This is a genomic window from Catenuloplanes indicus, from assembly GCF_030813715.1.
Taxonomy (GTDB): domain Bacteria; phylum Actinomycetota; class Actinomycetes; order Mycobacteriales; family Micromonosporaceae; genus Catenuloplanes; species Catenuloplanes indicus.
Genome location: NZ_JAUSUZ010000001.1, coordinates 5,883,446 through 5,908,766 on the forward strand (window position 1 = coordinate 5,883,446; position 25,321 = coordinate 5,908,766).

The 25,321-nt window shown below is 72.2% G+C and carries 22 protein-coding genes; 15 read left to right on the forward strand and 7 right to left on the reverse strand.

What is annotated here, in order from left to right:
• Positions 1-83: 83 nt before the first annotated feature.
• From J2S42_RS26660 to rsrA, 5 genes are all read left to right on the forward strand, one after another.
• Complete coding sequence (locus tag J2S42_RS26660) at positions 84-812, forward strand: SOS response-associated peptidase (protein ID WP_307243344.1); 729 nt, start codon at positions 84-86, stop codon at positions 810-812.
• Between the two features lie 174 nt (positions 813-986).
• Positions 987-1,391 (forward strand): WhiB family transcriptional regulator, encoded by a 405-nt coding sequence (locus J2S42_RS26665; protein WP_307243346.1) that lies wholly within the window; start codon positions 987-989, stop codon positions 1,389-1,391.
• Between the two features lie 60 nt (positions 1,392-1,451).
• Positions 1,452-2,057 carry an alpha/beta hydrolase family protein gene (locus J2S42_RS26670; protein ID WP_307243348.1) on the forward strand — a complete coding sequence of 202 codons (606 nt, stop codon included), beginning with the start codon at positions 1,452-1,454 and terminating at the stop codon, positions 2,055-2,057.
• 81 nt (positions 2,058-2,138) lie between these two features.
• Entirely contained in the window at positions 2,139-2,984 is an 846-nt protein-coding gene (locus J2S42_RS26675) for a sigma-70 family RNA polymerase sigma factor (protein WP_307243349.1), read from the forward strand.
• Positions 2,985-2,988: 4 nt separating this feature from the next.
• Positions 2,989-3,273, forward strand: a complete 285-nt coding sequence (rsrA, locus tag J2S42_RS26680) for a mycothiol system anti-sigma-R factor (RefSeq protein WP_307243351.1) — start codon at positions 2,989-2,991, stop codon at positions 3,271-3,273.
• 59 nt (positions 3,274-3,332) lie between these two features.
• Here rsrA and J2S42_RS41995 read toward each other — a convergent pair whose 3' ends face one another.
• Entirely contained in the window at positions 3,333-3,407 is a 75-nt protein-coding gene (locus J2S42_RS41995) for a 50S ribosomal protein bL37 (RefSeq protein ID WP_369700219.1), read from the reverse strand.
• Positions 3,408-3,555: 148 nt separating this feature from the next.
• Between J2S42_RS41995 and J2S42_RS26685 the strand changes: the two genes are divergently transcribed.
• A complete protein-coding gene (locus tag J2S42_RS26685; RefSeq protein WP_307243353.1) occupies positions 3,556-3,771 on the forward strand; it encodes a biotin/lipoyl-binding carrier protein in 216 nt (71 codons plus the stop codon).
• On the opposite strand, the gene J2S42_RS26690 is transcribed toward J2S42_RS26685, so the two are convergent.
• The gene (locus tag J2S42_RS26690) at positions 3,761-5,536 is read right to left on the reverse strand and encodes a tetratricopeptide repeat protein (RefSeq protein ID WP_307249048.1); all 1,776 of its coding nucleotides are present in this window, start codon (positions 5,534-5,536) and stop codon (positions 3,761-3,763) included. The genes J2S42_RS26685 and J2S42_RS26690 overlap by 11 nt on opposite strands.
• Before the next feature lie 278 nt (positions 5,537-5,814).
• Here J2S42_RS26690 and J2S42_RS26695 point away from each other — a divergent pair, with 278 nt between their 5' ends.
• The gene (locus J2S42_RS26695) at positions 5,815-6,849 is read left to right on the forward strand and encodes an SIS domain-containing protein (RefSeq protein ID WP_307249050.1); all 1,035 of its coding nucleotides are present in this window, start codon (positions 5,815-5,817) and stop codon (positions 6,847-6,849) included.
• A 399-nt stretch (positions 6,850-7,248) separates the two neighbouring features.
• Positions 7,249-8,823, forward strand: a complete 1,575-nt coding sequence (locus J2S42_RS26700) for a PAS domain-containing sensor histidine kinase (RefSeq protein ID WP_307243355.1) — start codon at positions 7,249-7,251, stop codon at positions 8,821-8,823.
• Between the two features lie 48 nt (positions 8,824-8,871).
• Here J2S42_RS26700 and J2S42_RS26705 read toward each other — a convergent pair whose 3' ends face one another.
• The 3 genes from J2S42_RS26705 to eccB all read right to left on the reverse strand — a co-directional run bounded on the left by J2S42_RS26705 (position 8,872) and on the right by eccB (position 12,110).
• Positions 8,872-10,155 (reverse strand): WXG100 family type VII secretion target, encoded by a 1,284-nt coding sequence (locus J2S42_RS26705; RefSeq protein WP_307243356.1) that lies wholly within the window; start codon positions 10,153-10,155, stop codon positions 8,872-8,874.
• Positions 10,148-10,522 (reverse strand): DUF2563 family protein, encoded by a 375-nt coding sequence (locus J2S42_RS26710; protein WP_307243358.1) that lies wholly within the window; start codon positions 10,520-10,522, stop codon positions 10,148-10,150. Before J2S42_RS26710 ends, J2S42_RS26705 begins: the two co-directional genes overlap by 8 nt.
• Positions 10,523-10,694: 172 nt before the next feature.
• The gene (gene eccB, locus J2S42_RS26715) at positions 10,695-12,110 is read right to left on the reverse strand and encodes a type VII secretion protein EccB (protein ID WP_307243359.1); all 1,416 of its coding nucleotides are present in this window, start codon (positions 12,108-12,110) and stop codon (positions 10,695-10,697) included.
• Between the two features lie 139 nt (positions 12,111-12,249).
• On the opposite strand from eccB, the gene J2S42_RS26720 reads away from it, so the two are divergent.
• Both J2S42_RS26720 and J2S42_RS26725 read left to right on the forward strand, forming a co-directional pair.
• Positions 12,250-13,440, forward strand: a complete 1,191-nt coding sequence (locus J2S42_RS26720) for a type VII secretion protein EccE (protein WP_307243361.1) — start codon at positions 12,250-12,252, stop codon at positions 13,438-13,440.
• A complete protein-coding gene (locus J2S42_RS26725) occupies positions 13,437-14,138 on the forward strand; it encodes a hypothetical protein (RefSeq protein ID WP_307243362.1) in 702 nt (233 codons plus the stop codon). The genes J2S42_RS26720 and J2S42_RS26725 overlap by 4 nt, the downstream gene beginning before the upstream one ends.
• Before the next feature lie 47 nt (positions 14,139-14,185).
• Here the strand turns inward: J2S42_RS26725 and eccD are convergent, their stop codons facing one another.
• Entirely contained in the window at positions 14,186-15,547 is a 1,362-nt protein-coding gene (gene eccD / locus J2S42_RS26730) for a type VII secretion integral membrane protein EccD (protein ID WP_307243363.1), read from the reverse strand.
• A gap of 168 nt (positions 15,548-15,715) precedes the next feature.
• On the opposite strand from eccD, the gene eccCa reads away from it, so the two are divergent.
• From eccCa to J2S42_RS26750, 4 genes are all read left to right on the forward strand, one after another.
• A complete protein-coding gene (gene eccCa, locus J2S42_RS26735) occupies positions 15,716-19,669 on the forward strand; it encodes a type VII secretion protein EccCa (protein ID WP_307243365.1) in 3,954 nt (1,317 codons plus the stop codon).
• A 201-nt stretch (positions 19,670-19,870) separates the two neighbouring features.
• Positions 19,871-20,185, forward strand: a complete 315-nt coding sequence (locus J2S42_RS26740) for a WXG100 family type VII secretion target (protein ID WP_307243367.1) — start codon at positions 19,871-19,873, stop codon at positions 20,183-20,185.
• A 26-nt stretch (positions 20,186-20,211) separates the two neighbouring features.
• A complete protein-coding gene (locus J2S42_RS26745; RefSeq protein ID WP_307243369.1) occupies positions 20,212-20,493 on the forward strand; it encodes a WXG100 family type VII secretion target in 282 nt (93 codons plus the stop codon).
• Positions 20,494-20,601: 108 nt separating this feature from the next.
• Positions 20,602-21,954, forward strand: coding sequence for a S8 family serine peptidase (locus tag J2S42_RS26750; RefSeq protein ID WP_307243371.1), 1,353 nt, complete (start codon positions 20,602-20,604; stop codon positions 21,952-21,954).
• Positions 21,955-21,995: 41 nt separating this feature from the next.
• Here J2S42_RS26750 and mycP read toward each other — a convergent pair whose 3' ends face one another.
• On the reverse strand, positions 21,996-23,186 hold the full coding sequence (gene mycP, locus J2S42_RS26755; protein WP_307243372.1) for a type VII secretion-associated serine protease mycosin: 1,191 nt from the start codon (positions 23,184-23,186) through the stop codon (positions 21,996-21,998).
• A gap of 378 nt (positions 23,187-23,564) precedes the next feature.
• Between mycP and J2S42_RS26760 the strand changes: the two genes are divergently transcribed.
• On the forward strand, positions 23,565-25,265 hold the full coding sequence (locus J2S42_RS26760; RefSeq protein WP_307243374.1) for a nitrite/sulfite reductase: 1,701 nt from the start codon (positions 23,565-23,567) through the stop codon (positions 25,263-25,265).
• The last annotated feature ends 56 nt before the right edge of the window (positions 25,266-25,321 follow it).

Here is a 25,321-nt window from a genome sequence, read left to right on the forward strand (position 1 = left end):
CCATTGCTCTCCGTCTCTCTCTCGCTGATCGGGAAACTCGCGGTCCGCGGAGAATGTCGTACCCGCGGCGTAGCGTGGACCGCATGTGTGGCAGGTATGCGACCACCCGGAGTTCGGTGGATCTCAGCGCGCTATTCGGTGCGGAGGACGAGACCGAAATGCCGATTACCGCGCGTTTCAATGTTGCGCCCACCGCGCCGGTGCCGATCGTTCGCGTCTCGCAGCGGCGTGCACAGCGCGTTCTGCAAACCGCGCGGTGGGGTCTGTTGCCCCCGTGGGCGACGGATGTGCGCGCCGGTGCCCGCATGATCAATGCGCGTGCCGAGACGGTCGCGACGTCCCGCGCGTTCGCGCCGTCGTTCGCCCGGCGACGCTGCCTGGTGCCGGCCGACGGCTGGTTCGAGTGGGTCAAGCCCGCGGGCAAGGGCGCGAAACAGGCGTACTACATGACCCCCGCCGACGGTGGCGAGCTGGCCTTCGCCGGGCTCTGGACGGTTTGGGGCGAGGCCGATGCCAAGGTTCTGACCTGCAGCATCATCACCACGGCCGCGCGCTCGACGCTCACCGCGGTGCACGACCGCATGCCGCTGCTGCTGCCGCCGGACCGGTGGGACGCGTGGCTCGCCCCGGCCGCCGGTGAGGAGTCGCTGCTCGCGCCGCCGCCCGACGACTACCTCGCCGGTCTGGAGTTGCGGCCGGTCGGCCCGGCCGTCGGCAACGTCCGGAATGACGGTCCTGAACTCATTGCCCCAATTGCAGCGGATGCGCTTCGCCCCCCACCGGAAGATCCGGCGACATTGACGCTCTTCTGACGCCTCACTCGATTGTAAAAAGATGTGAGCAATTCCCCGATATTGGATTGAAACCCTTGCCTGTCCTATGTGAAGTGCGGTAGAACACAGCGCCGGCGGTTGGCGCGATTGGGGTTTCGGTGTGGTCGCGCCACACGATGAAAACGTTGCCAGCCCCACGGGGGAGGTGGGTGAATGACACGGGCGCGCATGCCACGCCCGCAAGAGGTCGCCGCAGCTCGCAAGGATCCGCGACTGCTCCGCGCCCTCGACGAGCGAAGCCTGGACGAGGCCTGGCGGACCCGGGGGGTCTGTCAGAGCGTCGATCCGGAGACGTTCTTTCCGGCTCCGAACGAGCCGGCGGACGGCGCCATCGCGTTGTGCGGTTCCTGTCCGGTCCAGGGCGCGTGCCTGGCCTGGGCGCTGGAGGTGGGTGACTGCCACGGGGTCTGGGGCGGCACGACCCCGCGCGAGCGCCGGGCCATGCTCCGCGTCTGGCAGGAGCAGGTCCGCGACGACGCGGAGGCCGGCGATCCGGCGGTCCTGACCGGGCCACCGGTCCGCGACAAGCTGCTGGCGCTGGTGCCGGTGGGCAGGTAACCGGTTCCAGCGCGGGCCGTCCCGCACCCGGCGAGTCGGTGCCGTGGTGGGATGACCGGCATGGAGACGATCACGATCGACACGGTGCGCGGGCCGGCCCGGGTGGACCTCGACCGTCCCGGGACCGCGCCCGTGAGCCTGCTGGTGCTGGGCCACGGCGCCGGTGGCGGCGTGGACGCGCCCGACCTGGTCGCGCTCCGCGATGCCGCCTGCGCGGCCGGCGTGACGGTGGCGCGGGTGACCCAGCCGTACCGGGTGGCCGGCCGTCGCGCGCCCGCACCCGCCGGGCACCTCGACGAGGCCTTCACCGGCGTGGTCCGGCGCCTGCGCGCGGACCATCCCGGCCCGCTGCTGCTCGGCGGCCGGTCCAGCGGCTCCCGGGTCGCCTGCCGCACCGCGCGCGAACTCGGCGCGGCCGGGATCGTGGCGCTCGCGTTCCCGCTGCACCCGCCGGGCAAGCCGGAGAAGAGCCGTGCTCCGGAACTGGACACCGGCCGGCCCACGCTGGTGGTCAACGGCGACCGGGACGCGTTCGGCGTGCCGGCGGCGTCCGGTGCGGTGACGGTACTGACCCGGGCCGGGGAGACCCACGACCTGAAACGGGATCCGGCCGGGATCGCCGCCGAGGTGGTGGCGTGGCTGCGGGCGAACGGCTGGGCGAACTGAGCCACAGCTCACTCCGCGGAATGTGGCACCCGCGCTCATGGTTGAAGCCCCCGGAGGCAACGAGCGGAAGGGGTTGATCTCGTGCGATCCGCAGTACGTGACCCGGACCGGCGGACCACCGCCGATTCAGGCGCCGAGCGCGTCAGGGTGCTGCTGAACGGTCCCGAGTGGCCCGCGGCACCGACCGAAGCCGAAGATCGGGGCAAATTGTCTGTGTTGGCGACAACCGGCCGGGTGACACACCTGACACCCGACGTTTCCGAAACCATTGCCGGGGCACTCCACGTATCCTCTGCGGGACAGCGGAGGGGAGAGGAACGGGTGACCCGAGCGGAGACAGCCGAGGAACGGCGCGCGCGCTTCGAGCGCGACGCGATGCCGTTCGTCGACCAGTTGTACGCGGCGGGCCTCCGCATGACGCGGAACCCGGCCGACGCCGAGGACCTGGTGCAGGAGACGTTCCTGAAGGCGTTCGCGGCCTTCCACCAGTTCGAGGAGGGCACGAACCTCAAGGCCTGGCTGTACCGCATTCTCACGAACACGTACATCAACTCGTACCGTCGCCGGCAGCGTCAGCCGATCCAGGCGCCGACCGAGGAGATCACCGACTGGCAGCTGGCCGAGGCGTCGTCGCACGCGTCCACCGGGCTGAAGTCGGCCGAGACCGAGGCGCTCGACCGGCTGCCGGACAGCGACATCAAGAACGCGCTGCAGCAGCTCCCCGAGGAGTTCCGGCTGGCCGTCTACCTCGCGGACGTGGAGGGCTTCTCCTACAAGGAGATCGCGGACATCATGAACACGCCGATCGGCACCGTGATGTCGCGGCTGCACCGAGGCCGGCGTAACCTCCGCAAGCTGCTGGAGCGCTACGCTGCGGACCGGGGTTTCAACCGGTCCCCCGAGTCGGCGGCAGCGCAGGAGGTGTGACGCGGTGAGTTGCGGCGAGCCACACGAGACGGACTGCGATGAAGTGCTCGGCGAGGTCTATCTGTACCTGGACCTGGAGTGCGCCGACGAGCGCCGCGAGGTGATCCGCGAGCACCTGGACGAGTGCTCGCCCTGCCTCCGCGAGTTCGGCATCGAGCAGGAGGTGAAGGCGCTGGTGTCCCGCTGCTGCGGCGACGAGACCGCGCCGGAGGAGTTGCGGACCCGCCTTCGTTCGAAGTTGAGCGAGCTGGTCGTCGAGGCCGGCACCCGGGAGTACCTGCCCGACTGAAGCAGATGAGGAAGCCGCCGTTCCCGTGCCGGGGACGGCGGCTTCTTCGTACCCAAAGCTCAGCTGTTGGGGCGCTTGCCGTGGTTGGCGCCGCTCTTCTTACGGGCCTTCTTCTTACGGGCCTTCTTCGCCATGGCCGCGTCCTTCCGCTCGTCGGTGCGCCGCACCGAGGCGGCGTTGGTCCACCCCTGATGCTAATCGCCCAGCGAGACCGGCCTGCGGGCGCCCGCGCCATGATTGGATGCAGGGTAACGAGGCGCGACGACGGAGGGACCGGGAGCGATGTCCGAGGAGATCCACGCCGAGATGGTGGCCAACGTCTGGAAGGTCGTGGCGAACGAGGGCGACACCGTGGCCGAGGGCGACACCCTGGTCATCCTGGAGTCGATGAAGATGGAGATCCCGGTCGTCGCGGAGGCGGACGGGACGCTGACCAGGGTCGCGGTGCACGAGGGCGACGTCGTGCAGGAGGGCGACCTGATCGCCGTCATCGCCTGAACAGCCGCCGGAGGAAACCGGTCCTGCGCGGTGGCGGCGGGGCCGGTGTCTCCTCCGCCGGGCGCTCAGCCGCGATGATCGCCCGGGCCATCAGCTCGGTCTTCGCGTCCAGCTCCGGCGTGGCCAGCGCCAGCTGCGCCACCGACCAGGCAATGGTGACCGGGCGCTGGCGCACCACGGTCGCGACGTCGGCCAGCCGGTCGCGGATCAGGCCGGCCACGTCCGCCCGCACCTCCGGCGCCACCCACGCGGCCGTGACCAGGGCGAACAGCGCGGCCTCGGTGATCCAGTCCTCCACACCCCAGGCCAGGTCGAGCAGCACGCGACGCCGGGTGCTGCTCTGCCACGGCTCGTCCGTGCGGTGGTGCAGCAGCCCTAGACACGCCCAGACCTGCACGCTGCGGACCCAGAGCGACGGGTCGTGGGCGGCCAGCGCGGCGCCCAGCTCGGTGGCGGGCGGCGCCGGCGGGTGCACCAGCAACGCCAGCAGATCGTCCATGTCCAGCAGCGCCAGCGAGACCGCCGCGTCGTAGGCGGCCTGCGGGTGCGGCCAGGCCGGCAGTGCGATCTGCCGGATCCGCTCGGCCGCGGCCTCGGACGGCTCGCGCAACGCGGGCAGCGCGTCCGTCTCGAAGAACTCCCAGACCGACCGCCCACCGGTACGCCGGGGAAGCCGCAGGTCCGGTTCCGGCACCCGCTCCACGATCACCGCCATGTCCGGCAGCGCGGCGCCGACCGTGCGCATCGCGGACGGCGGCTCCAGGTTGCTCAGCCGCAACCGTCCGCCGGTGATCGGCCCCTCGGTCTCCAGCATCTGCCGCAGCACGTTGATCACCGCTTCGCCCGCGGCCGGCAGCCGCCCCAGCCACGGCCGGTCCTGGCAGCACTCCGCGAGGTCGGTGTGCTCGTGCGAGTCGTCCGGGTGGTGCCGCTGGAAGTCGGCCAGCGCGACCAGGTGCGACAGCCGGCCGTCCCGGCGGTAGCGCAGCCGGTGCGCGGTGTGCACCGCGCAGTCGAACTCCGCGTCCCGGGCCAGTGCGTCGTCTATCCAGCGGATCGCCTCGTCCAGCTGGCCGCTGTCGGCGAGCGTACCGGCGATGTCCGCGTAGACGGAGAGGTCGGCCGGGTCGTGCGCGACGGCCCGGCGGAGCGCGGCGATCGACTCCCGGGTCCGGCCGGCGCTGCGGTACGCGTACCCGAGCCAGACCTCGCCCAGCTTCGTCGGCGCGACCCGGACGCCCCGCTGCGCCCACTCGATCGCGATCGCGGTTTCGCCCATCCGCCGGGCCAGCGCGGACGCGGCGCCGAGCAGCAGCGCGTGCCGGGGGTGCGCGGCCGCGGCGTGCTTGGCCACCCGCAGGTACGGCTGCAGCGGCCCGCGCTGCTCGTCCGGCACCGGGTCGGGCACGCCCGCGCAGACCTGCATGATCGTGCGGGCCAGCTGGTCCGGCTCGATCCGGGTGGCCAGCTCCGGGTCCGCCACCCAGGGCACGCCGGCCCAATCCGCGTTCGGCGCGTGCCCGGTCGCGGCGGCCAGCAGCTCCAGCGCCTCGCCCGGCTGCCCGGCCGCGGCCAGCAGGTGACCGCGGGCCACCACGGCGCCGATGAACACGTGGTCGGCCAGCGGGTAGAGGTCGAGGGCGCCGCCGGTGCGCGCGGCCAGTTTGGCCAGCAGTTCGTGCACCTCGGGCATGGTCGGCGCGTGCGCGAGCGCGCCGGCCACGTGGTCCGCGGCGTGCCCGAAGTCCGCCTCGTCGAGCGCCATCCGGGCCAGGGCCAGTTCGCCCTCCGCGGAGAGGCGTGGGTCGCCTATCCCCTCAGTCAAAGCCTTATGTCCCTTGTGAAGGCGTATGTCCGGCTGTCGAGCTGTCGTTGATCGTTACCCCGCAACCGCAGCCTATGGCACGACGGGCGCCACGCATCCATCCCGGCCGCTGTTGCTCAATACGTTGCGAAACACGCCTCTTTCGTGCAGCATTGAGCACAGAGTCGTCACATCGTGCGCGAGGAGTCGTCATGCCTGAGGTGCAGCCCGGGGCCGGGATGGCCGCCGACATCGCGGAGCAGCCGGCCGGCATCGCCCGCCTGCTGGAGGCGCCGCACGCCGCCGCGATCGCCACGGTCGCGGCCGCGGTCGTGGCCCGCCGCCCGAAGCACGTGGTCTTCGTCGCACGCGGCACGTCCGACCACGCCGCGCTCTACGGGGCATACCTGACCGAGATCCGCCTCGGTCTCCCGGCCAGCAGCTCCTCGCCCAGCGCGATCACGGTCTTCGACGCCCGCCCCGACCTGTCCCAGGCGCTGGTCATCGGCGTCAGTCAGAGCGGCGGCTCACCCGACCTGACCGAGGTCATGCGGGTGGCCCGCGCGTCCGGCGCGCTCACCGTCGCGGTCGTCAACGTGCCCGGCTCCCCGCTGGCCGAGGCCGCCGAACACGTCATCGACGTCGCCGCCGGCCACGAGCGCGCGGTCGCGGCCACCAAGTCGTACGTGGCGGAGCTGCAGGCACTGCTCATGCTGATCGAGGGCATCCGGGCCGGCGACGGCGCGCTGCCGGCCGCCGAGCGCGCGATCCTGGAGACGCTGCCGGCGCACGCGGAGCGGGTGCTCGCCGACCCGACCGCGACCGACCTGGCCGCCCGCTACCGTTTCGCGGCACGCATCCTGACCACCGGGCGCGGCTACGCGTACCCGACCGCACGCGAGTCCGCGCTCAAACTGATGGAGACGTGCTACCTGCCGTCCCTGTCGTTCTCCGGCGCGGATCTGATGCACGGCCCGCTCGCGCTCGCCGCTCCGGACGTACCGGTCCTCGCCGTCGTCGGCTCCGGCCCCGGCGGCGCCTCCATGTCCGAGGTCCTCGGCCGCCTCACCGACCGCCGCGCCGACGTGGTCGCCATCGGCTCCGCCGACGTCCCCGGCGCCTCCGCCCGGATCACCATCCCGTCCCTCGACGAACGCTACGCCCCACTCCTCGACATTCTCCCGGCCCAGCAACTGGCCCTCGCCCTCGCGGTCGCCCGCGGCGAGGACCCGGACGCACCTCGCGGCCTGAAGAAGGTCACCGCCACGCTCTGACCCGGATCAGAATTCGGTCTGCCCGCTTCCGGCGTGGTGGCGTTTCGCATGCTCCCGCGGGCAAACCTCGCCGAGGGCTCCGACTCCGCTGGCTCCGCTCCGCCCGCGGCGTCGGAGCCGGTCCCGCCGTGGGCCGGGAACGAACACGCGATTCCCGCCGCTCACGCCGCGCCACGCGGCCCGGGTTCCACCGCACCGCATCTCGGTGCCCTCGCCGCTCCGCGCCCGCGCCGAGGCCCGCCGGGATGTGCGCGATCTGTGCGGTCCGCGCGACCTGCGACGTGCGACGTGCGCGCCGAAGTTGCTGCCGCGGCCGTGGGATGCCGGGCTGCTGAGGTTCGGTGATGTGACGGTGTGACTGAGGCCGGAGTGGAAACGTGGCTGTGAAAGGCTAGCGGCGTGTCCACGCTGCGCGACCTCGTCGAGGAGCACACCAAGCTCTCCTCCGCTGACATCGATCATCTGCACCGGCTGGCCGGCGACTGGCAGCTGCTGTCCGATCTGTCGTTCGCCGATCTGTTGCTCTGGGTGCCGGTGGGGGACCGGAGCGCGGTGCGGTCGTTCCTCTGTGTGGCGCAGGTGCGCCCGACGACCGGGCCGACGGCGTATCTGGATGATCAAGTAGGGCGGATCATCGGTGGGGCCGAGGTGGCGCACCTGGTGATAGCTCATCACCAGGGGCGGATCTGGCGGGAGGGCGATCCGGTCTGGTACGGCGAGACGCCCGCCCGGCACGAGGCGATTCCGGTGCGGACGCGGGACGACGACGGTGAGCCGGGGGACGTCATCGCGATCATCGGGCGGGACACGAACCTGTCCACCGCGCGGACGCCGAGTCAGCTGGAGCTGAACTATCTGACCACGGCGGACGACCTGGCGCAGATGGTGGCGGACGGGACGTTCCCGCCGCCGCGGCATCCGGGGGAGACCACGTCCGCGCCGCGGGTCGGTGACGGGCTGATCCGGCTCGCGGCGAGTGGCCGGGTCACCTACGCCAGCCCGAACGCGCAGTCCGCGTACCGCCGGCTGGGGTTCTCCTCGCATCTGGTCGGTGAGGATCTGCCGGCGCTGACCGGCCGCCTGGCCCGGGACCCGCTGGACGGCACGGACATCACCGCGAAGATGCTGTCCGCGCTGCGCGGGGAGGCGCCGGCCCGGCGGGAGATGGAGGCGCGCGGTGCGACCGTGCTGCTGCGCGCGCTGCCGCTGATGCCGGCCGGTGTGCCGATCGGCGCGCTGGTGCTGGTCCGGGACGTGACCGAGGTGCGCCGGCGAGATCGTGCGCTGGTCACCAAGGACGCCACGATCCGGGAGATTCACCACCGGGTGAAGAACAACCTGCAGACCGTGGCCGCGCTGCTGCGGTTGCAGGCACGCCGGGTGGACAGCGCGTCCGCGAAGTCGGCGCTGGAGGAGTCGGTGCGCCGGGTCGCGTCGATCGCGCTGGTGCACGAGACGCTGTCGATGACCGGGAACGGCAACGAGACCGTGGAGTTCGACGGCATCCTGGACCGGGTCGCGACCGCGGCCACCGAGGTCGCGGCCACCGATTTCACGGTCGCGATCCGGCGCGAGGGCAGTTTCGGCGTGCTCGCCGCGGAGACCGCCACCAGCCTGGTCATGGTGCTGAACGAGCTGCTGATCAACGCGGTCGAGCACGGCTTCCCGGCGCGCGAGGAGGACGGGCCGGAGCTGGACGAGCTGACCGTGCCGGCGGGGAGCGCGGAGCCGGTCGGCGAGGTGGTGGTCACCGTCGTGCGGCAGCGCAAGCAGCTGCTGGTCACCGTGGCGGACAACGGACAGGGTCTGCCGGACGGGTTCGTGGACGGGCGGGACGGCCGGCTCGGCCTGCAGATCGTGCGCTCGCTGGCCACCGGGGAACTGCGCGGCACGATCGAGCTGCGCAACCGGGCCGGCGGCGGTACCGAGGCGGTGCTGACCGTGCCGCTCGGCAAGCCGGGCACGACGCTGTAGAGACGGTTGATCGGGGCGTCCACGGACGCCCCGATCACGGGTGGTCGATCAGCGGCCGCCGAGGACCGGCGGGGGAGCGGAGCCGTCCTGGCCCCAGACCATGTCGTCCTCGGTCAGCCAGGTGGTGCGCTCGTCCGCGTCGTCGTCCTCGCCGGCCAGGCCACGGCCGCCGGCCGCGCTCTTGGCTCCGGCCGCGGTGCGGTTCTGCAGGCCGTGGTGACCGTCCAGGCCGCCGACGCCCTGCCGGGGCACGCCGAGCCGGTCCTTGCCGCCGGCCGGGCCGGTGCCCTTGCCCGCACCCGCGCCGGTGGTCGTGCCGCCGCCCGGCTTCATGGCCGAGGAGCCGAGACCGCCCGGCCGGGCCGCGGACTGAGCGCTGTTGCCGAGACCCAGCGCGCCCGCGGCGAGACCGCCCGCTCCCGCGGCGAGACCGCCGAGCGCGAGGCCGCCACCGCCGAGGTTGTCGCCGATCCCGCCACCGCCACCGCCACCGCCGCCGGTGCCGAGGCCCGGGGTGGCGGTGCTGAGACCGGTGCCGTTGCCGCCGGTGCCGTTGCCGCCGGTGACGCCGGAGAGGGAGGTGGACGGGCCGACCCCGGTGGTGTCGCCACCGTCGCCCGCGGTGCCGGTGTCCGCGACGCGGGACGGGCTGTCCGGCGCGTCGGCCCGGGCGGTGCCGATGCCCGAGCCGGTGCCGGTGCCGGCCAGGCCGCTGACGTTCCGCGCACCCGGGCCGCTCGTGGTGCCGGGGCCGTCGTTGTGGACCGAGCCGGGCAGGTCCGCCGGGGCGACCGGCGGGTTGACACCGCCCTGGGACCAGGACAGCTGGTAGTCGCCGGCGAGGTTGGAGATGAGCTCGACGGTGCGCGCCTTGGCCTTTTCCCGCTGCTCCTCGTCGCGGTTGTGGCCCCAGACCGCGCCGACCACCGCGCCGGGCACACCGGCCACGGCGCCGCCGGTGAGCGCGCCGCCCCAGGTGCTGGTGTTGTCGTCGGTGTCGGCCGGGTCGTCCACCTTGGCCTGCGCGGTCTTCAGGTCGGCCGCGAACGACGTGAGCGCGAGCTTGACCTGACCGGCCCGGTCCGCGTTGGCCGCGGCGAAGTCGGCGATCACGGTCACCCGACGGCTGAACTCGTCGCCGGAGTCGCTGCTCCACTTCTCGTTCAGCGAGGCGAGGTCGCGGGTCAGCGCGGCGGAGATGTCGTCGAGCGTGCCGGCGACCGTGCTCCAGTCCGCGCCGGCGGCCTCGACCGAGGCCGGGTCACCGTTCTGCAGCTGGTTGTAGAGAGTCTCGTGGCTCTCGTTCTCGTAGTACGACCTCAGGTCAGACATTGCCCGTTCCTCGCAGCGGTGCGGCCAGGTCGCCAACGGTCGACGCGATCTCGTCGGCGCTGACCCGGTTGAGCTCCTCGGTCGTGGTGTAGTTACGCAAAATCTCGGCGGTGGCGGTCTGTGCCGCGACGATCGCGGTGCGCAGTCGGCGTGCGTTCGCCAGGTGCTGGGCGTGCCGGGTCGCGTAGTTCGCGCTGATCGTCGCCGCGTGGTGGAACGTGCCGACCGCCAGCGGTGCGCTGAGCCGGTTGCTGAGCACATTGATCACGTGGTCGGCCTCGCTGAGCCGCTGTGTGAGCTGATCCTGGAACTCTTGCAGTGAATCGACGTCTACAGTGGTGTTTCCACCGCGAGCAGCCGGGCTCATGACCGTTCGCCTCCCCGTCCATAGCGAAATTCGATTCGGCTGGCCTGCAACGGGCCGACGGCGATCCAGCCGTCAACGCATCAGGCATCGACGAACCGCCGCGGTAACCCCGAAGTGCCAGCGTAACCAATGGATGCACGCCGTTGCAGGGGCCGCCCGTCCGCTGTCCGAACTATCCGGTTGTCGCCGTGCTCGTCACGCTTCGGCGCGCGAGCGCGATGTCCAGCGTCGGTCCGGCCGGGATCAGATCGATCAGACTGGCCGGAACCGGCGAGGGGGACGACCCTCCGTAACCGAGTGCGGCCTTCGCGTCACCGTCGTTCGTGCCGAGCGCGTACATCCGGCCCAGGTCGGTCAGCAGGAAGACGGTGGAGCCCGGTGCGGCCGTGCCGTCCGGCAGCACCGGCTGGATCAGCGCGCCGGTGCCGCCGGTCACCAGCACCCGGTCCACGGTGGCGGTCGCGCTGCGGGCCGCCGAGTCGGTGCCGTCCTCCAGGCCCACGGCCAGCTCGGCCGGGCGCGTCGCGTACACCTCCACGGTGTTGCGGTTGGTGCCGGCGTCGTAGAAGTCGCAGATCGCGCTGTTGCTGGCGGTGGTGACGGTCTGGCTCAGCCGCGGCATGTCGGCCGGGAAGCCGTCCGGCTCCACCCGGGTCGTCGCCTGCCGCCGGTCCGCCTCCTGCGCGGTGGTGTTCCGCAGCTCGGCGCCGCCGTCCTGGAGCAGCCGGGCCATCAGGTTCCCCACCGGGGCGAGGCCGGACTCGGCCAGCACGTAGAACCGTTCACCGACCTTGAACACGGTGCCGATCGCCGCGGACCGGCCGTCCACCGGCTCGTCGGCCGGGGTGCCCTGGCCGGGCAGTTGGGCCGGCTTCAGGTCCGGGCCGGCCGGGATCGCGTTGACCAGCTCCGCGGCCACCGCGATCGAGTCGCCGGCGTCCAGGCCGACCAGCGTGGGGCTCGGCACGGCCAGCCGGGTGTTGTTCCACACCAGGTAGTACACCGCGTCGTCGGCGCCCGGGTCGCCGACGTGCACCAGCAGCGCCTCGTCGCCGGCCAGCGTGCCCGCGCCGCTCAGCGACCGGCCCACCACCAGGCTGCTTACCGGTGAGCTGCCCTCGGACGAGGTCAGGTTCGAGCAGACCCGCCAGATCGCGCCGGAGAGGCTCTTCGGGTCCGGCAGCGCGTCCGGCGCGTTCATGATCCCGACGGTACGGCCGCGGGGCAGGTCCTTCAGCGAGCCGGCCGACACACGGCGGATCTCCGGCGCGTCCTTGGCGAGGATCAGGCGGGCGGACGAGTAGTTCGCCACCGGGTACAGCTTGTTCGCGGTGTACACGTACGTCGCGCCGGACTCCTTGTCGATGACCAGCGTGTCGTTCGCCAGCGGCGCCTTGTTCTCGGTCAGCAGCCCGTACGCGCCGAACACGCCCAGCACGATCGCACCCACCAGCACGCTGCCCACCAGCGCCAGCCCGAGCCGCCGCATCGGCAGGTCGTTCGTCTCGGGCTCGCCGGAGACCATCGCCGATACGATGCGGCGGGTGACGAAGCGGTACGCCTGGACCTGATCACGGCGGGTACGCATGCACAATCCTCCTGAAACGGTGCCGCGCCCGCCACGGGTTCCTGCGGTGTCGCGCGCGTCCCTACGATAAGGGTCCGCCGGTAGGGCCGGGGGACCTGCGGTGCACCGCAGGACCGCGAGGCGAGAAGGGCACACGGGGATGACAGTTACCGACACGAGGCGGCGGGGCGCGCCACCGCTGCCGGCCGAACGCCAGCGCGGCCACCTGGGCGGGCTGTCCGTCGCCCAGCTGGTCTGCGTCGAGGTGGCCGTCGTGGCCGTGCTCGCGTCGCTCGGCGGCCCGGCCTGGGCGCTGCCGGTGGCCGGTGTGCTCGCGGTGGTGCTGCTGGTCCTGGCGTTCGCCCGGCGGAAGAGCCGCTGGTGGTTCGAGCACCGCGTGATCAGCCGCCGGTTCCGGGAGCGGGCCCGCGCGGCCGCCGCCAACCCCGGCCGGGAACTGGCCGCGCTCGCACCCGGCCTGGCCGTCATCGAGATCCGTGAGCGGGGCACGCCGATCGGTATCGGGCGCGACGACATGGGCTGGTTCGTTGCGCTCTCCGTGACCGCCGGTGACGACGCCGCCATCGCCGACGTCGGGCTCGGCGTCGACCGGATCGGCCGGATCCTCGCCGAGTCCGCGCTGCCGGTCTCCGCGCTGCAGGTGGTCACGCATCTCGTACCGGCGCCGACGTCGTTCCTCGACCACGCGGCACCGGCCGTCCAGTCGTACCGGGAGCTGCTCGGCGGCCTGCCGATCCCGGCCGACTCGCGCGTCTGGGTCGCGGCCCGGCTGCGGCCCGCCGACGCGCTCTCGGCCAGCGCCAGCCGCGGCGGCGGTCCGGACGGGGTGCACCGCGCGCTCGCCGCGCTGCTCGGGCGGATCGGCAAGACGCTGGACAGCGCCGGGTTCGTCGCCACGCCGCTGACCGCCACCGAGCTGACCGCGGCGGTCGCCACCGTGGCCGGTCTCACCGGCGCCGCCGTCACCGGGGACGGTGCCGCACCGGCGTCCCCGCGGGAGAACTGGGCCGGCTGGCAGGGCACCGAGGCGGTGCACGTGGGCTACCTCGCCACCCGGCTCTCGCCGTCCGGCCTGTCCGTGGCCGCCCGCCGGCTGCCCGAGGTCGGTGCGCTGGCCGCCACCGTCGCGGTCGTCCTGAACCGGCAGCCGGACGGCGACTTGCGCATGCAGGCCATAGTCGATGTCGCCGTGCGCGCCACCACCGCGGCGGAGACGCTGTCCGCGGTCGTCGGGATCTTCACCCAGTGCGGCATCCAGCTGCGCCGGCTCGACGGACAGCATGCCGCGGCGATCTACGCGACCGCGCCGACCGGAGGAGCGATCGGATGACCCAGCTGCACGCCGTCACCGGCCGGTTCACCACCGAACCGGACGGGCTCGCCGCGCTCACCACCCCGGTGCCCCGCGGTGGCCTGTTGCTCGGCCGCGACCGCAACGGCAAGCCGGTACCGCTGGAGGTCTTCGGCCCGTCCGGTGCCGACGTCGCACTGGTCGGCAACTGGTGGGCCGCCCGCCTGGTGGTCTTTCGCGCGCTCGCGCTGGGCGCGCGGGTGGTGGTCAGCTCGCACGCGCCGGAGCAGTGGCAGAACCTGGGCCAGTGGGCCACCGGCCGGCCGGACCGGCTGATGCTGGTGCACGGCCTGGCGAACCCCGGCTCCATCCCGTCCGGCACCGCGATCCAGCCGATCCTGCACGTGGTCGACGTGCACCCGGAGGCCGCGGAGGCGGCGCTGACCGAGCCGTTGCAGCCGTGGCAGGCCCGGCTTACCGTGGTGCAGCAGCTCGTACCGGCCGCCGCGACCGTGCTGCGCGCCGCGAACTACGCGATCGTCCAGCGGCTCAACGCCACCGAGGCCACGGTGGGTGCGGCGCCGCTCCGGCTCACCGGGCGGGACGTCAAGCTGTTCCAGCGGCTCAACGTGGACATGGCGGTGCTGCTGGGGACCGGGCCGGAGGCGCAGTATTTCTGGTTCACGCCGACCAGCATCGAGAAGCAGAGCCTGGGTACGGCCCCGCGCCGGACCTGACCGGCTGGCCGGGGTGGGCCACCGGGCCCACCCCACCTCCACCGGCCTCAGGCCGTGATCGTGGTGATCCAGCTGTAGAGCCCGCACACCCACGCGGCCAGCGGCACCACCGCGAGGATCAGCAGGATCTCCGCGATGTCGAGCAGACGCCCCCAGATCGGTGCGATCCGCTTGCCGGCCACCGACAGCCCGTAGATCAGCGAGATCGCCGCCACCAGGATCAGCCCGCCGAGGACCAGGCCCAGCCGGGTGGCCCAGCCGCCCCAGCCGAAGACGGCGAAGGCGGTCAGGATCAGGCCGGCGCCGCCCGCGAGCAGCGAGGGCAGGCGTTCCCGGCGGCTCGGGTACGGCCGCGCGCGCAGCAGCAGGAGCAGCGCGAGCACCAGGCAGAGCAGCACGGCGCCGAGACGGCCGTCCACCGCGAGCGCGATCTCCGCGCCGAGCACGATGGCGGACACGGTCCAGATCAGCGCGGTCAGGAACTCGTCGGCGCGCTCGCTGAGCCGCAGGACGTGGCGGCCGTCAACGGACTCGTCGTCGGCCTTGAGATCGTCGGGTCCGGTCGGGATGGACGGCACCGGCACCCGGGCCAGGCGGTACGACATCATCGGCAGTGCCGGGTGGAACGCGAAGACGACCGCTGCCACGATCGCGGCCGCGGAGGCGCCGGACAGACCGGCCAGGACGGAGACGGCGGCGCCGAGGGCGAGCGCGACACCGGCCGCGGCGGACCCGAGGAAGAGGGGTGTCGCATACCCGACCGCGAGCGTGGCGATCACGCCGAGGATGAGCAGCACGGCCGCGCCGAGCAGCACGTGCGCCGCGCCGAGCCCGGTGAGCGGGGTGTCACCGGCGAGCAGCAGCAGGCCGCCGATCGTGCCGAAGACCAGACTGACGCCGGCCACCATGGCGCCGCTGCGCCCGTCGCCGGCCGCGCGGGACAGCAGCGTCGCGGTGAGCATGAGCAGCGCGGCGACAGCGAGCGCGGCGACGCCGCCGGGCAGGTGCGGCGGGCCGCTGAAGAGCACGCCGATCGCGCCGGCGAGCAGCGCGGCGGCCGCGAAGCCGACCGAGAAACGCCTGGTCATGGCCGTGTCCCAGCGGCCCTCGCGGTTCTGGGTGGCGGTGGCCACCGCGTCCACGATGTCGTCGAAGACGACCTCCGGACGGGCCGCGGCGCGCGGCGTGAAGTAGAGCATCTCGCCGTCGCGGATCTCCAGCTCGACCGCGGTGCGGGAGCTGTCGAGGGGCTTGCCGCCGAGCCGGGCCAGCGCCCAGCCGCCCTGTGCGGCTCCCTGGTCGGCGACGTCCTCGCCGGCGTGCCGGAGCACGGTCGGCAACAGGTCGGCCAACGGCACGTCCGAGGGCAGCGCGAGATCGAGCCGCGTCCTGGGCGCGACGATGGTCACCCTGCTGCTTCCGCTGGCTGTGGCTGCCAAGGTTGCCTCCCCGTGGATCCAAGGCACTCACGATTCGTGAGGAGCGTACCTACGATGACGAACGCTAGGATGCCCACCCGACGCCAGCCTCGCTGAGGGCTGCCGTCCGACGGGGGAATTCGGGGAGGCGAGACGCGGATGAGTACGGTGCTGTTCCGGCGGCCACCGCGGCGGCAGGGGCCACAGCTGCCCCGGGGCGAGGTGCTCCTGGAGTCACCGCCCGAGCTGCCGGAGGAACTGCCCAAGGGCCTTGGCCAGCTGATGATGATCCTGCCGATGCTGTGCGGCGTGGGTGCGATGGCGTTCCTCTACGCCGGGCGCGGCGGCGGGACCATGATGTGGGTGGCCGGCGGCCTGTTCGGCGTCTCGATGCTCGGCATGGCGGTCGGCCAGCTCGGTGGTGGTGGCAACGACAAGGCCGAGCTGAACGCGGACCGCCGGGACTACATGCGGTACCTGGCGCAGGTGCGCAAGCGGACCCGGCGCGCGGCCGAGCAGCAGCGCGCCGCGACCACGTGGAAGCACCCGGAGGCGGACGCACTGTTCTCGTTCGCGGCGTCCCGGCGGATGTGGGAGCGGCGGATCACCGAGGACGACTTCGGCGAGGTCCGGGTCGCGCTCGGCCCGCAGCAGCTCGCGGTGCAGATCGTCACGCCGGAGACGAAGCCGGTCGAGGACCTGGAGCCGATGTCCGCGATCGCGCTGCGCCGGTTCGTCCGCTCCCACTCGGTGGTGCCGGACCTGCCGATCGCGCTCTCCATCCGCGCGTTCAGCCGGATCGTGCTGCGCGGCGACCGGGAGCCGACGCTGAGCCTGGCCCGCGCGATGCTCGGCCAGCTGACCACGTTCCAGGCGCCGGACGACCTGATGATCGCCGTGGTGGCCGCGCCGGACCGGGCGGCCGGCTGGGACTGGACCAAGTGGCTGCCGCACGCGCAGCACCCGCGCCGCAACGACGCCGCCGGTTCCCGGCGGATGGTGTTCAGCACGCTGCTCGCGGCCGAGCAGATGCTGGCCGAGGAGCTGGCCAGCCGGCCCCGGTTCAGCCCGGACGCGAAGCCGCTGACCTCGATGCCGCACGTGCTGATCGTGCTGGACGGCGGCGAGGTCTCGGCGAACTGCCAGCTGTACGGCCAGGGCCTGCTCGGCACCACCGTGGTCGACCTGTCCGGCGCGGTACCCCGGGACGCCGGCCGCTGGCTGCTCTGCCTGGACGTGACGGCCGACTCGGTCGAGGTGTTCCGCGGCAAGTCCAGCACGCACCTGGGCAAGCCGGACCGGCTGAGCACGGTGCAGGCGGAGGCGCTGGCCCGGCAGCTGTCGCCGTACCGGCTGTCGCAGCAGAGCGCGGCCGCGTCGGAGGAGCCGCTGGCCCGCAGCATGGAGCTGCCGGACCTGCTCGGCATCGGCGACGCCGCGGGCGTGGACGTGAACCAGACGTGGCGCGAGCGCCCGCACCGGGACCGGCTGCGCATCCCGCTGGGTCTCGGCCCGGACGGCAACGTGGTGGAGCTGGACTTCAAGGAGTCCGCGCACGAGGGCATGGGCCCGCACGGCCTGATCATCGGTGCGACCGGTTCCGGTAAGTCGGAACTGCTGCGCACGATCGTGGGCGCGCTCGCGGTCACCCACTCCTCGGCGGAGCTGAACTTCGTACTGGTCGACTTCAAGGGTGGTGCGACGTTCGCGTCGCTGGACGCGCTGCCGCACACCTCCGCGGTGATCACCAACCTGGAGGACGAGCTTCCCCTGGTCGACCGCATGAAGGACGCGCTGGCCGGTGAGATGACGCGGCGCCAGGAGGTGCTGCGCGCGGCCGGCAACTACGTGTCCCGGTTCGACTACGAGAAGGCACGGGCGGCCGGCGAGGAGCTGGATCCGATGCCCAGCCTCCTGATCATCTGTGACGAGTTCAGCGAGCTGTTGCAGCAGAAGCCGGACTTCATCGACCTGTTCGTCATGATCGGCCGGCTCGGCCGGTCGCTCGGCGTGCATCTGCTGCTCGCGTCGCAGCGCCTGGAGGAGGGCAAGCTGCGCGGTCTGGACACGCACCTGTCGTACCGGATCGGTCTGCGCACGTTCTCCGCGGTGGAGTCCCGGATCGTGCTGGGCGTGCCGGACGCGTACGAGCTGCCCAGCGCGCCCGGTCACGGCTACCTGAAGTCGGACACGTCCACCATGCTGCGGTTCCGCGCCGCGTACGTGTCCGGCCCGTACAAGCCGCCGGGCCGCGCGGTGCGCTCGCAGGCCGTGGTGCAGCGCCAGATCCTCGAGTACGGCACCGAGTTCGTCCCGGTGCCGGAGATCTCCGAACAGGTGATCATGGTCGAGGAGGAGGAAGAGGGCATCGGCCGTCAGCAGAGCATGCTGGACGTGCTGATCGAGCAGCTGCAGGGCCGCGGTCCGGAGGCGCACAAGGTCTGGCTGGAGCCGCTCGGCGTGCCGCCGACGATCGACGCGATGCTGCCGCCGCTCACGCCGGACCCGGTCTTCGGCCTGTCACCGGCCGCCTGGCGGAACGCGGCGAAGCTGATGGTCCCGGTCGGCATCGTGGACCGGCCGTACGAGCAGCGCCGCGACCCGCTGGTGGCGGACCTGTCCGGCGCGGGCGGCAACGTGGTCATCGTGGGCGGCCCGCGGTCCGGCAAGAGCACGATCCTGCGCTCGCTGCTGATGTCGCTGGCCGTCACCCACTCGCCACGCGAGGTGCAGTTCATGTGCCTGGACTTCGGCGGCGGCGCGCTGCGGGCGCTGGACGGCCTGCCGCACCTCTCCGGCGTGGCGGGCCGTCGCGACGGCGAGGCGGTACGCCGGACCGTGGCCGAGGTGATGTCGCTGATCGACGAGCGCGAGGCCCGGTTCACCGCGATGGGCATCGACTCGATCAGCACGTACCGGCGGCGGCAGGCGAACGGCGAGGTGCCGGACGACCTGTTCGGCGACCTGTTCCTGGTGGTGGACGGCTGGGGCACGCTCCGCGAGGACTTCGAGGAGCTGGAACAGACGATCATGATGCTGGCCCAGCGCGGTCTGGGCTACGGCGTGCACGTGGTGCTGACCGCGGCCCGCTGGTCCGAGGTCCGGATCAAGATGCGCGACCTGCTGGGTACGCGACTGGAGCTGCGCCTCGGCGACGCGAACGAGTCCGAGATCGACCGCAAGGCCGCGGCGAACGTGCCGGAGCGCGCGCCCGGCCGCGGTCTGACCCGGGACAAGCTGCACTTCCTGGCCGCGATCTCCCGGCTGGACGGCAAGTCGCAACTGGACGACCTGGCCGAGGCGACCGCGTCCGCGGTGGAGCAGATCCGGGCCGCCTGGCCGCATGCGCCGGCGCCGAAGGTGCGCCTGCTGCCGCGCCTGCTCCAGGTGACCGAGCTGAACCGGATGGTCGACCCGGCCGCGCCCGGCCTGCCGCTCGGCGTCAACGAGGCCAGCCTGGCCCCGGTGCTGCTGGACACGGCCGGCGACCCGCACCTGGTGATCTACGGCGACGCGGAGTGCGGCAAGACCAACCTGCTGCGGCTGATCGGGCGGCAGATCACCGAGCGGTTCACGCCGGCCCAGGCGCGGATCGTGATCGGCGACTACCGCCGTGGCCTGCTCGGCGCGATCGAGGGTGACCACCTGCTCGACTACTCGCCGTCCGGTGAGGTGTTCGCCACGAACATGAAGCAGATCCGGAGCGCGCTGCAGGCTCGCATCCCCGGCCCGGACGTGACGCCGCAACAGCTGCGGGACCGGTCCTGGTGGCGCGGCCCGGACCTGTACGTGCTGGTCGACGATTACGACCTGGTGGCCACCGGCGGCAGCAACCCGCTCAGCGCGATCACCGACCTGCTGCCGCAGGCGCGGGACATCGGCCTGCACCTGATCCTGGCACGCCGGGTGGGCGGCGCCGCGCGGGCCGGCTACGAGCAGGTGCTGCAGCGTCTCCGTGAGCTGGACTCGCCGACGCTGCTGATGTCCGGCAACAAGGAGGAGGGCCAGATCGTCGGCAATCTGCGACCCAGCCCACAGCCGCCGGGCCGGGGCACGCTGGTCCGCCGGCGGGACGGGCAGAACTTGATCCAAACTGCCTGGACAGAGCCTTAGAAAGACATTTTGCCCCGATGGCGAAGTCCGATAAAAACGTCTGAATTAGACATATCGTCATCGGGGCTTCGGCCGAGGCTGTAAGCACTGGACCTGGTGCGTTACCGTCAAGGCCAAGTGTCCGTCGGTGGGGTTTCAGACGCCGCCGCGGGGGAGGCGCAGCGACTGGCTGCACTAACGATGACGAAGGGGTGAGTGACCATGGCGGGCCCGTTCGAGGTCGATCACGCGACACTGCATACCGCTGCGAACGACGTGCGGTCCACGCGGAGTGAGGTCGACGGCGAGCTGAAGAAGCTCTGGAATGTGGTGGACGACCTGGCCATCGCCTGGCAGGGTTCGGCGTCCACCGGCTTCCAGCAGCTGATGAATCGCTGGTCGGAGGACACCAACAAGCTCCAGGAGGCGCTGACCAACATCGCTGACCTGCTGGACAAGTCGGGCACCACGCACCAGGTGAACGACGAGGAGCAGCAGCAGATGCTGAACAAGTTCCACTCGGCTCTCAACGGCTGAATCAGCGCGAAGGTAGGAGTGACGTCATGAGCGTTGTGAAAGTTGACTACGCGGTTCTTGAGAGCTCGACCCAGCAGATCAACTCGATCTCGAAGAGCATCGACGAGAAGCTGGACACGCTGCGGCAGATGCTGCAGAAGCTCCAGTGGGACGGTGAGGACCGGGTCGCCTACGAGCAGCACCAGGCCTCCTGGGACGCGGCGATCAAGGACATCAACCAGATCCTGAACGAGATCGGCGGTGCCGTCGGCGTCGCCAAGGACAACTACGTCTCCACCGAGATGTCGAACGCCCGCATCTGGGGCTGACCTCTGCGGAGGTGGCCCGGTTCGGTGATCACCGAACCGGGCCTTTCTGTCTGTGCGGATGACGCGCCCGCTCGTCGCCGGCGCGTGGAACGACGGGGAAAGGGCTCGATGAGGTTCGCGTCGGCACTGGCCACCGCGGTGGTCCTGAGCGGCACCGTCCTGCTGCCGCCGTCAGCGGCGCAGGCCGCGGCGCCGCAGACCATCGGTGAGTACCAGAAGTGGTACTACGACGACTATCTGAAGATGCCGGAGGTGTACAAGGCCGCCGGCAGCAAGGGCAAGGGCGTCACGATCGCGCTGATCGACAGCGGGGTGGACACCACCCGGCCTGATCTGAAGGGTGCCGACCTCAGGGACGGCGGCGGCTACGGCAACTCCGGCGCGGGTAAGAGCGGGCTGGCCGACGAGGGTTACCACGGCACCGCGATGGCCAGCATCATCGCCGGTCAGGGCACGGACGACAACCATCTCAAGGGCATCGCGCCGGAGGCCACGGTGCTGTCCATCTCGATCGGCATCGAGAGCCAGGGCAAGACCACCCTGTCGGAGGCGATCCGGGCCGCGGCGGACCAGGGCGCCGACGTGATCAACATGTCGCTCGCCCGGTACAACAACACCGGCGACCTCACGTACATCAACCCGCTCGACCGGGAGGCCGTGGCGTACGCGCTCGGCAAGGGCGCGATCATCGTGGCCGGTGCGGGGAACACCGAGCAGACCGGCCCGGTGATCAGCCCACCGGCCAACATCCCGGGCGTGCTCGCGGTCACCGGCCTCGACCGGAACGGCGAGTTCTGGACCGGCAGCGCGACCGGCCCGGAGGCCGGCATCGCGGCGCCCGCCACGGACATCTTCATGGCCCAGCCCGAGACGCAGGTCCTCAGCGGGTACGGCACCAGCAGCGGCACCAGCGCGGCGACCGCGATGGTGTCCGGCATCGCCGCGCTGGTGAAGGCGAAGCACCCGGACCTGGACGCGATCAATCTGATCAACAGGCTGACCGCGACCGCGCGCGACGCGGGCACGCCGGGCCGCGACGCGCAGTACGGCTTCGGCGCCATGGACGCGCTCGCCGCCGTGAGCGCGGACGTGCCGGCCGTGACCGCCAACCCGGTCGGTGACCCGATGGACGGCGCCGCCGGTGACGCCACACCGGCGGAGGAGGAGGGCTCGCCGCTCGCCGGTTACCTGTGGATCGCGGTGGCGGTCGCGGTCGTGGTGGTCCTGCTGATCGTGGTGGTCGCGGTGGTCGCGAGCCGCCGCAAGCGCCCGGCCGCATCCGTCCCTGGCTACCAGCCGCCCGGGCCCGGCTTCCCGCAGCCCGGCGCCGGCTATCCGCCGCCGGGCCCCGGCTATCCGCCGCCGGGCCCCGGCTATCAGCCGCCGGGACCCGGCTATCAGCAGCCCGGTCAGCAGCCGCCCGGCTATCAGCAACAGCCACCACCGCCGGGCTACCGCTGACAGATCAGACCCGTCGGGGGGTACGGGTCACCCGTACCCCCTCAGGCGTTGTTGTGGTCCGGGCGCCAGCCGTTGCGGCGGCCGCGGCGGACGAGCGGCGCACCGGCCAGCAGCGCGATCGCGAGCACCAGCACGACCGCGATCGTCCACAGCGCCACCACCCGGGCCGTGGCCGCCGGGTCCACCGGATCGCCGGCCGGCGTGACACCGGCCGCCGGCCGCGCGGACCGCTCGCTGAACACCGCCGTGATCGCCCGGTACGGGTTGACCACGCCGGCGCCGACCTCCTCGTCCCGGCCGAGCGGCGGCGCGTCCGTGGTGGCCAGCAGCCGTTCCCGAACCTCCGTCGCCCTCATGTCCGGGTAGTACGACCGGAGCAGCGCGACCGCGCCGGAGACGTACGCCGCGGCGAAGCTGGTACCGCCCTCGTTCTGGAAGAAGTACTTGTCACCGGTCGGCGCCGGGCCGAACAGGTTGTAACCGGGCGCGGCGACGTCCACGAACGGGCCCCGTACGGACGAGCCCACGTGCTTGCCGGCCTCGTCGACACCGGCCACGGCCACCACCGTCTCGTACGCCGCCGGGAAGACCGCGCCGCTGTCGTTCTGCCCCTCCTGGAGGTTGCCGGCCGCCGCGACCACCACCACGTCGCGCTGCTCCGCGTACGCGATCGCGGCCCGCATCGCCGCGGTGTCCTCGGTCTGCAGCGACAGGTTGATCACGTCCACGTCCTGGTCCACCGCGAACTCGATGGCCTGCGCGATCCGGCCCGGCGCGGACTCGTCCTGGGTGATCCCGAGCTCGTCGAGCACACGCAGCGGCAGAACCGTGGCGTCCGGCGCGATGCCGGCGAACGACGCGTCCACGCCGTCCCGGCCCGCGATGATCCCGGCGACCACCGTGCCGTGGCCGGGGATGTCGCACTGGCCGTCGAAGTCCGGGAAGCCGAAGTCACGCCCGGCGACGACCTTGCCGGCCAGCACCGGGTGGTCGCCGTGCACGCCGGAGTCGATCACCGCGACCGTGATGCCGGCGCCGCGGCTGAGCGGCCAGGCAGCCTCCGGCGCGAGCCGGTTCAGCGCCCAGCTGCGCTGCGCGGGCGGATCGCTGCCCTCGCCGCCACCGCACGGCACGGCGGCGTGGGCGGCACCGGGCAGCACGAGCGGCACCGGCGCGACGAGCAGCGCGGCCAGTGTGAGCCGCGCGAGACGACGGGGGAACGTGAAACTCACGGCCCGAGACTAACGGCTGGTCGCCAGCGCGCACCGCCGTGGATGAACACGGTGTTACCACGTGACGGTAACCACAGCGTAACCGGCATCTGGGACGGCGGGCTCCGGCCCTGGCCGGAGGCCGGGTGATGTGGCAGCATGATGGTCGTGACTACCGCCGCGAACCGTGCCGTGACGCTGGGGCTGACGTCCCGCCGTCACGTCGACTACGGCCGCGTGCGCAGCGCCATCTGTCCGGCCTGCTGACCTCGCCCCGCACCTTTCTGCCTGGGCGTGCATGCGCCGGCCCCTGACGATGACGTCGCTGGCCCTGGAGGATCCGGGGTGGCCGCCGTGCCTGTGCGTCCTTCCACACGAGTTACACCGGAGGACGCCGCGATGGCGGTTAGCACCACACCCACGACCGGCGGCAACGCCCGCCCCGCCCGCCGCCCGCGCGGTGAGGGCCAATGGGCGCTGGGCCACCGTGAGCCGCTGAACCCCAACGAGCGCAGCAAGAAGGACGACAACCCGCTCAACGTCCGCGCCCGGATCGAGAACATCTACGCCCACCGCGGTTTCGACTCGATCGACCCGGCCGACCTGCGCGGCCGGTTCCGCTGGTGGGGGCTCTACACGCAGCGCAAGGCCGGGATCGACGGCGGGCGCACCGCCGTGCTGGAGCCGGAGGAGCTCGAGGACAAGTACTTCATGCTCCGCGTCCGGGTGGACGGCGGCCAGCTCAGCCTGGCCCAGCTGCGGGTGATCGCGGACATCTCCGAGCGGTACGCGCGGGGCAGCGCGGACATCACCGACCGGCAGAACATCCAGCTGCACTGGATCCGGGTGGAGGACGTACCGGCGATCTGGAAGGCGCTGGAGGACGTCGGCCTCTACACCACCGAGGCGTGCGGCGACTGCCCGCGCGTGGTGATGGGCAGCCCGGTCGCCGGCGTCTCGGCGGACGAGGTGATCGACCCGACGCCCGCGATCGACGAGATCGTGGAGCGGTTCATCGGTGACCCGGCCTACTCGAACCTGCCGCGCAAGTTCAAGTCGTCGATCTCCTGGCTGGCCGACATGCCGTACGAGGTGAACGACATCTCGTTCCTCGGCGTGGTCCACCCGGAGCACGGCCCCGGCTTCGACCTCTGGGTCGGCGGCGGCCTCTCCACGAACCCGATGCTGGCGCAGCGGCTCGGCGTCTGGGTGCCGATGGCCGAGCTGGCCGACGTCTGGGAGGGCGTGGTCGGCATCTTCCGCGACTACGGCTACCGCCGGCTGCGGCACCGCGCGCGGCTGAAGTTCCTGGTCAACGACTGGGGCGTGGAGAAGTTCCGCGAGGTCCTGGAGAAGGAGTACCTGGGTCGGGCGCTGATCGACGGGCCCGCGCCGGAGCTGCCGGAGAAGCCGATCGACCACATCGGCGTGCACACCCAGGCGGACGGCAACCGGTACGTCGGCGCCGCGCCGGTCGTCGGGCGGACCTCGGGCGAGCAGTTGCGGAAGCTGGCCGACGTGGTCGAGGCGCACGGCAGCGACCGGGTGCGGCTCACCGCGTACCAGAAGCTGCTGGTCCTGGACATCGCGCCGGAGAAGGTCGACTCGCTGGTCGGCGGACTGCGCGAGATCGGCCTGGAGTCGTTCCCGTCGGTCTGGCGCCGCTCGACCATGGCCTGCACCGGCATCGAGTACTGCAAGCTCGCGATCGTCGAGACCAAGGCGCGCGGCCAGCAGCTGGTCGAGCGGCTGGAGCAGCGGATCGGCGACCTCGGCGGCGAGGACATCTCGATTCACATCAACGGCTGCCCGAACGCGTGCGCCCGCACCCAGATCGCGGACATCGGGCTCAAGGGGCAGCTGGTGATGGGCCCGGAGGGCAAGCAGGTGGAGGGCTTCCAGATCCACCTCGGCGGCGGGCTGGGCATGGCCGAGGGACAGAAGGCCGGCTTCGGCCGCAAGCTGCGGGGCCTGAAGACCACGGCGGACGAGCTTCCCGAGTACGTGGAGCGGCTGACCCGGCGCTACCTGGCCGGCCGCACGGAGGGCGAGCGGTTCGCCGACTGGGTCGTGCGGGTCGAGGAGGACGAGCTGCGATGAGCGAGCTTGCGAGCGAATCATCGGCTCAGTGCCGGCCACCACGCGACCGCGGCCTG

What these genes read in the sequence shown, in the direction of transcription:
- J2S42_RS26740 (WP_307243367.1), top strand. Translation starts at nt 19,871, where the DNA reads ATGGCGGGCCCGTTCGAGGTCGATCACGCGACACTGCATACCGCTGCG.
- J2S42_RS26720 (WP_307243361.1), top strand. Translation starts at nt 12,250, where the DNA reads ATGACAGTTACCGACACGAGGCGGCGGGGCGCGCCACCGCTGCCGGCC.
- J2S42_RS26685 (WP_307243353.1), top strand. Translation starts at nt 3,556, where the DNA reads ATGTCCGAGGAGATCCACGCCGAGATGGTGGCCAACGTCTGGAAGGTC.
- J2S42_RS26695 (WP_307249050.1), top strand. Translation starts at nt 5,815, where the DNA reads ATGGCCGCCGACATCGCGGAGCAGCCGGCCGGCATCGCCCGCCTGCTG.
- J2S42_RS26750 (WP_307243371.1), top strand. Translation starts at nt 20,602, where the DNA reads ATGAGGTTCGCGTCGGCACTGGCCACCGCGGTGGTCCTGAGCGGCACC.
- J2S42_RS26705 (WP_307243356.1), bottom strand. Translation starts at nt 10,155, where the DNA reads ATGTCTGACCTGAGGTCGTACTACGAGAACGAGAGCCACGAGACTCTC.
- J2S42_RS26670 (WP_307243348.1), top strand. Translation starts at nt 1,452, where the DNA reads ATGGAGACGATCACGATCGACACGGTGCGCGGGCCGGCCCGGGTGGAC.
- J2S42_RS26710 (WP_307243358.1), bottom strand. Translation starts at nt 10,522, where the DNA reads ATGAGCCCGGCTGCTCGCGGTGGAAACACCACTGTAGACGTCGATTCA.
- J2S42_RS26725 (WP_307243362.1), top strand. Translation starts at nt 13,437, where the DNA reads ATGACCCAGCTGCACGCCGTCACCGGCCGGTTCACCACCGAACCGGAC.
- J2S42_RS26660 (WP_307243344.1), top strand. Translation starts at nt 84, where the DNA reads ATGTGTGGCAGGTATGCGACCACCCGGAGTTCGGTGGATCTCAGCGCG.
- J2S42_RS26745 (WP_307243369.1), top strand. Translation starts at nt 20,212, where the DNA reads ATGAGCGTTGTGAAAGTTGACTACGCGGTTCTTGAGAGCTCGACCCAG.
- J2S42_RS26690 (WP_307249048.1), bottom strand. Translation starts at nt 5,536, where the DNA reads ATGGCGCTCGACGAGGCGGACTTCGGGCACGCCGCGGACCACGTGGCC.
- J2S42_RS26665 (WP_307243346.1), top strand. Translation starts at nt 987, where the DNA reads ATGACACGGGCGCGCATGCCACGCCCGCAAGAGGTCGCCGCAGCTCGC.
- J2S42_RS26760 (WP_307243374.1), top strand. Translation starts at nt 23,565, where the DNA reads ATGGCGGTTAGCACCACACCCACGACCGGCGGCAACGCCCGCCCCGCC.
- eccB (WP_307243359.1), bottom strand. Translation starts at nt 12,110, where the DNA reads ATGCGTACCCGCCGTGATCAGGTCCAGGCGTACCGCTTCGTCACCCGC.
- eccCa (WP_307243365.1), top strand. Translation starts at nt 15,716, where the DNA reads ATGAGTACGGTGCTGTTCCGGCGGCCACCGCGGCGGCAGGGGCCACAG.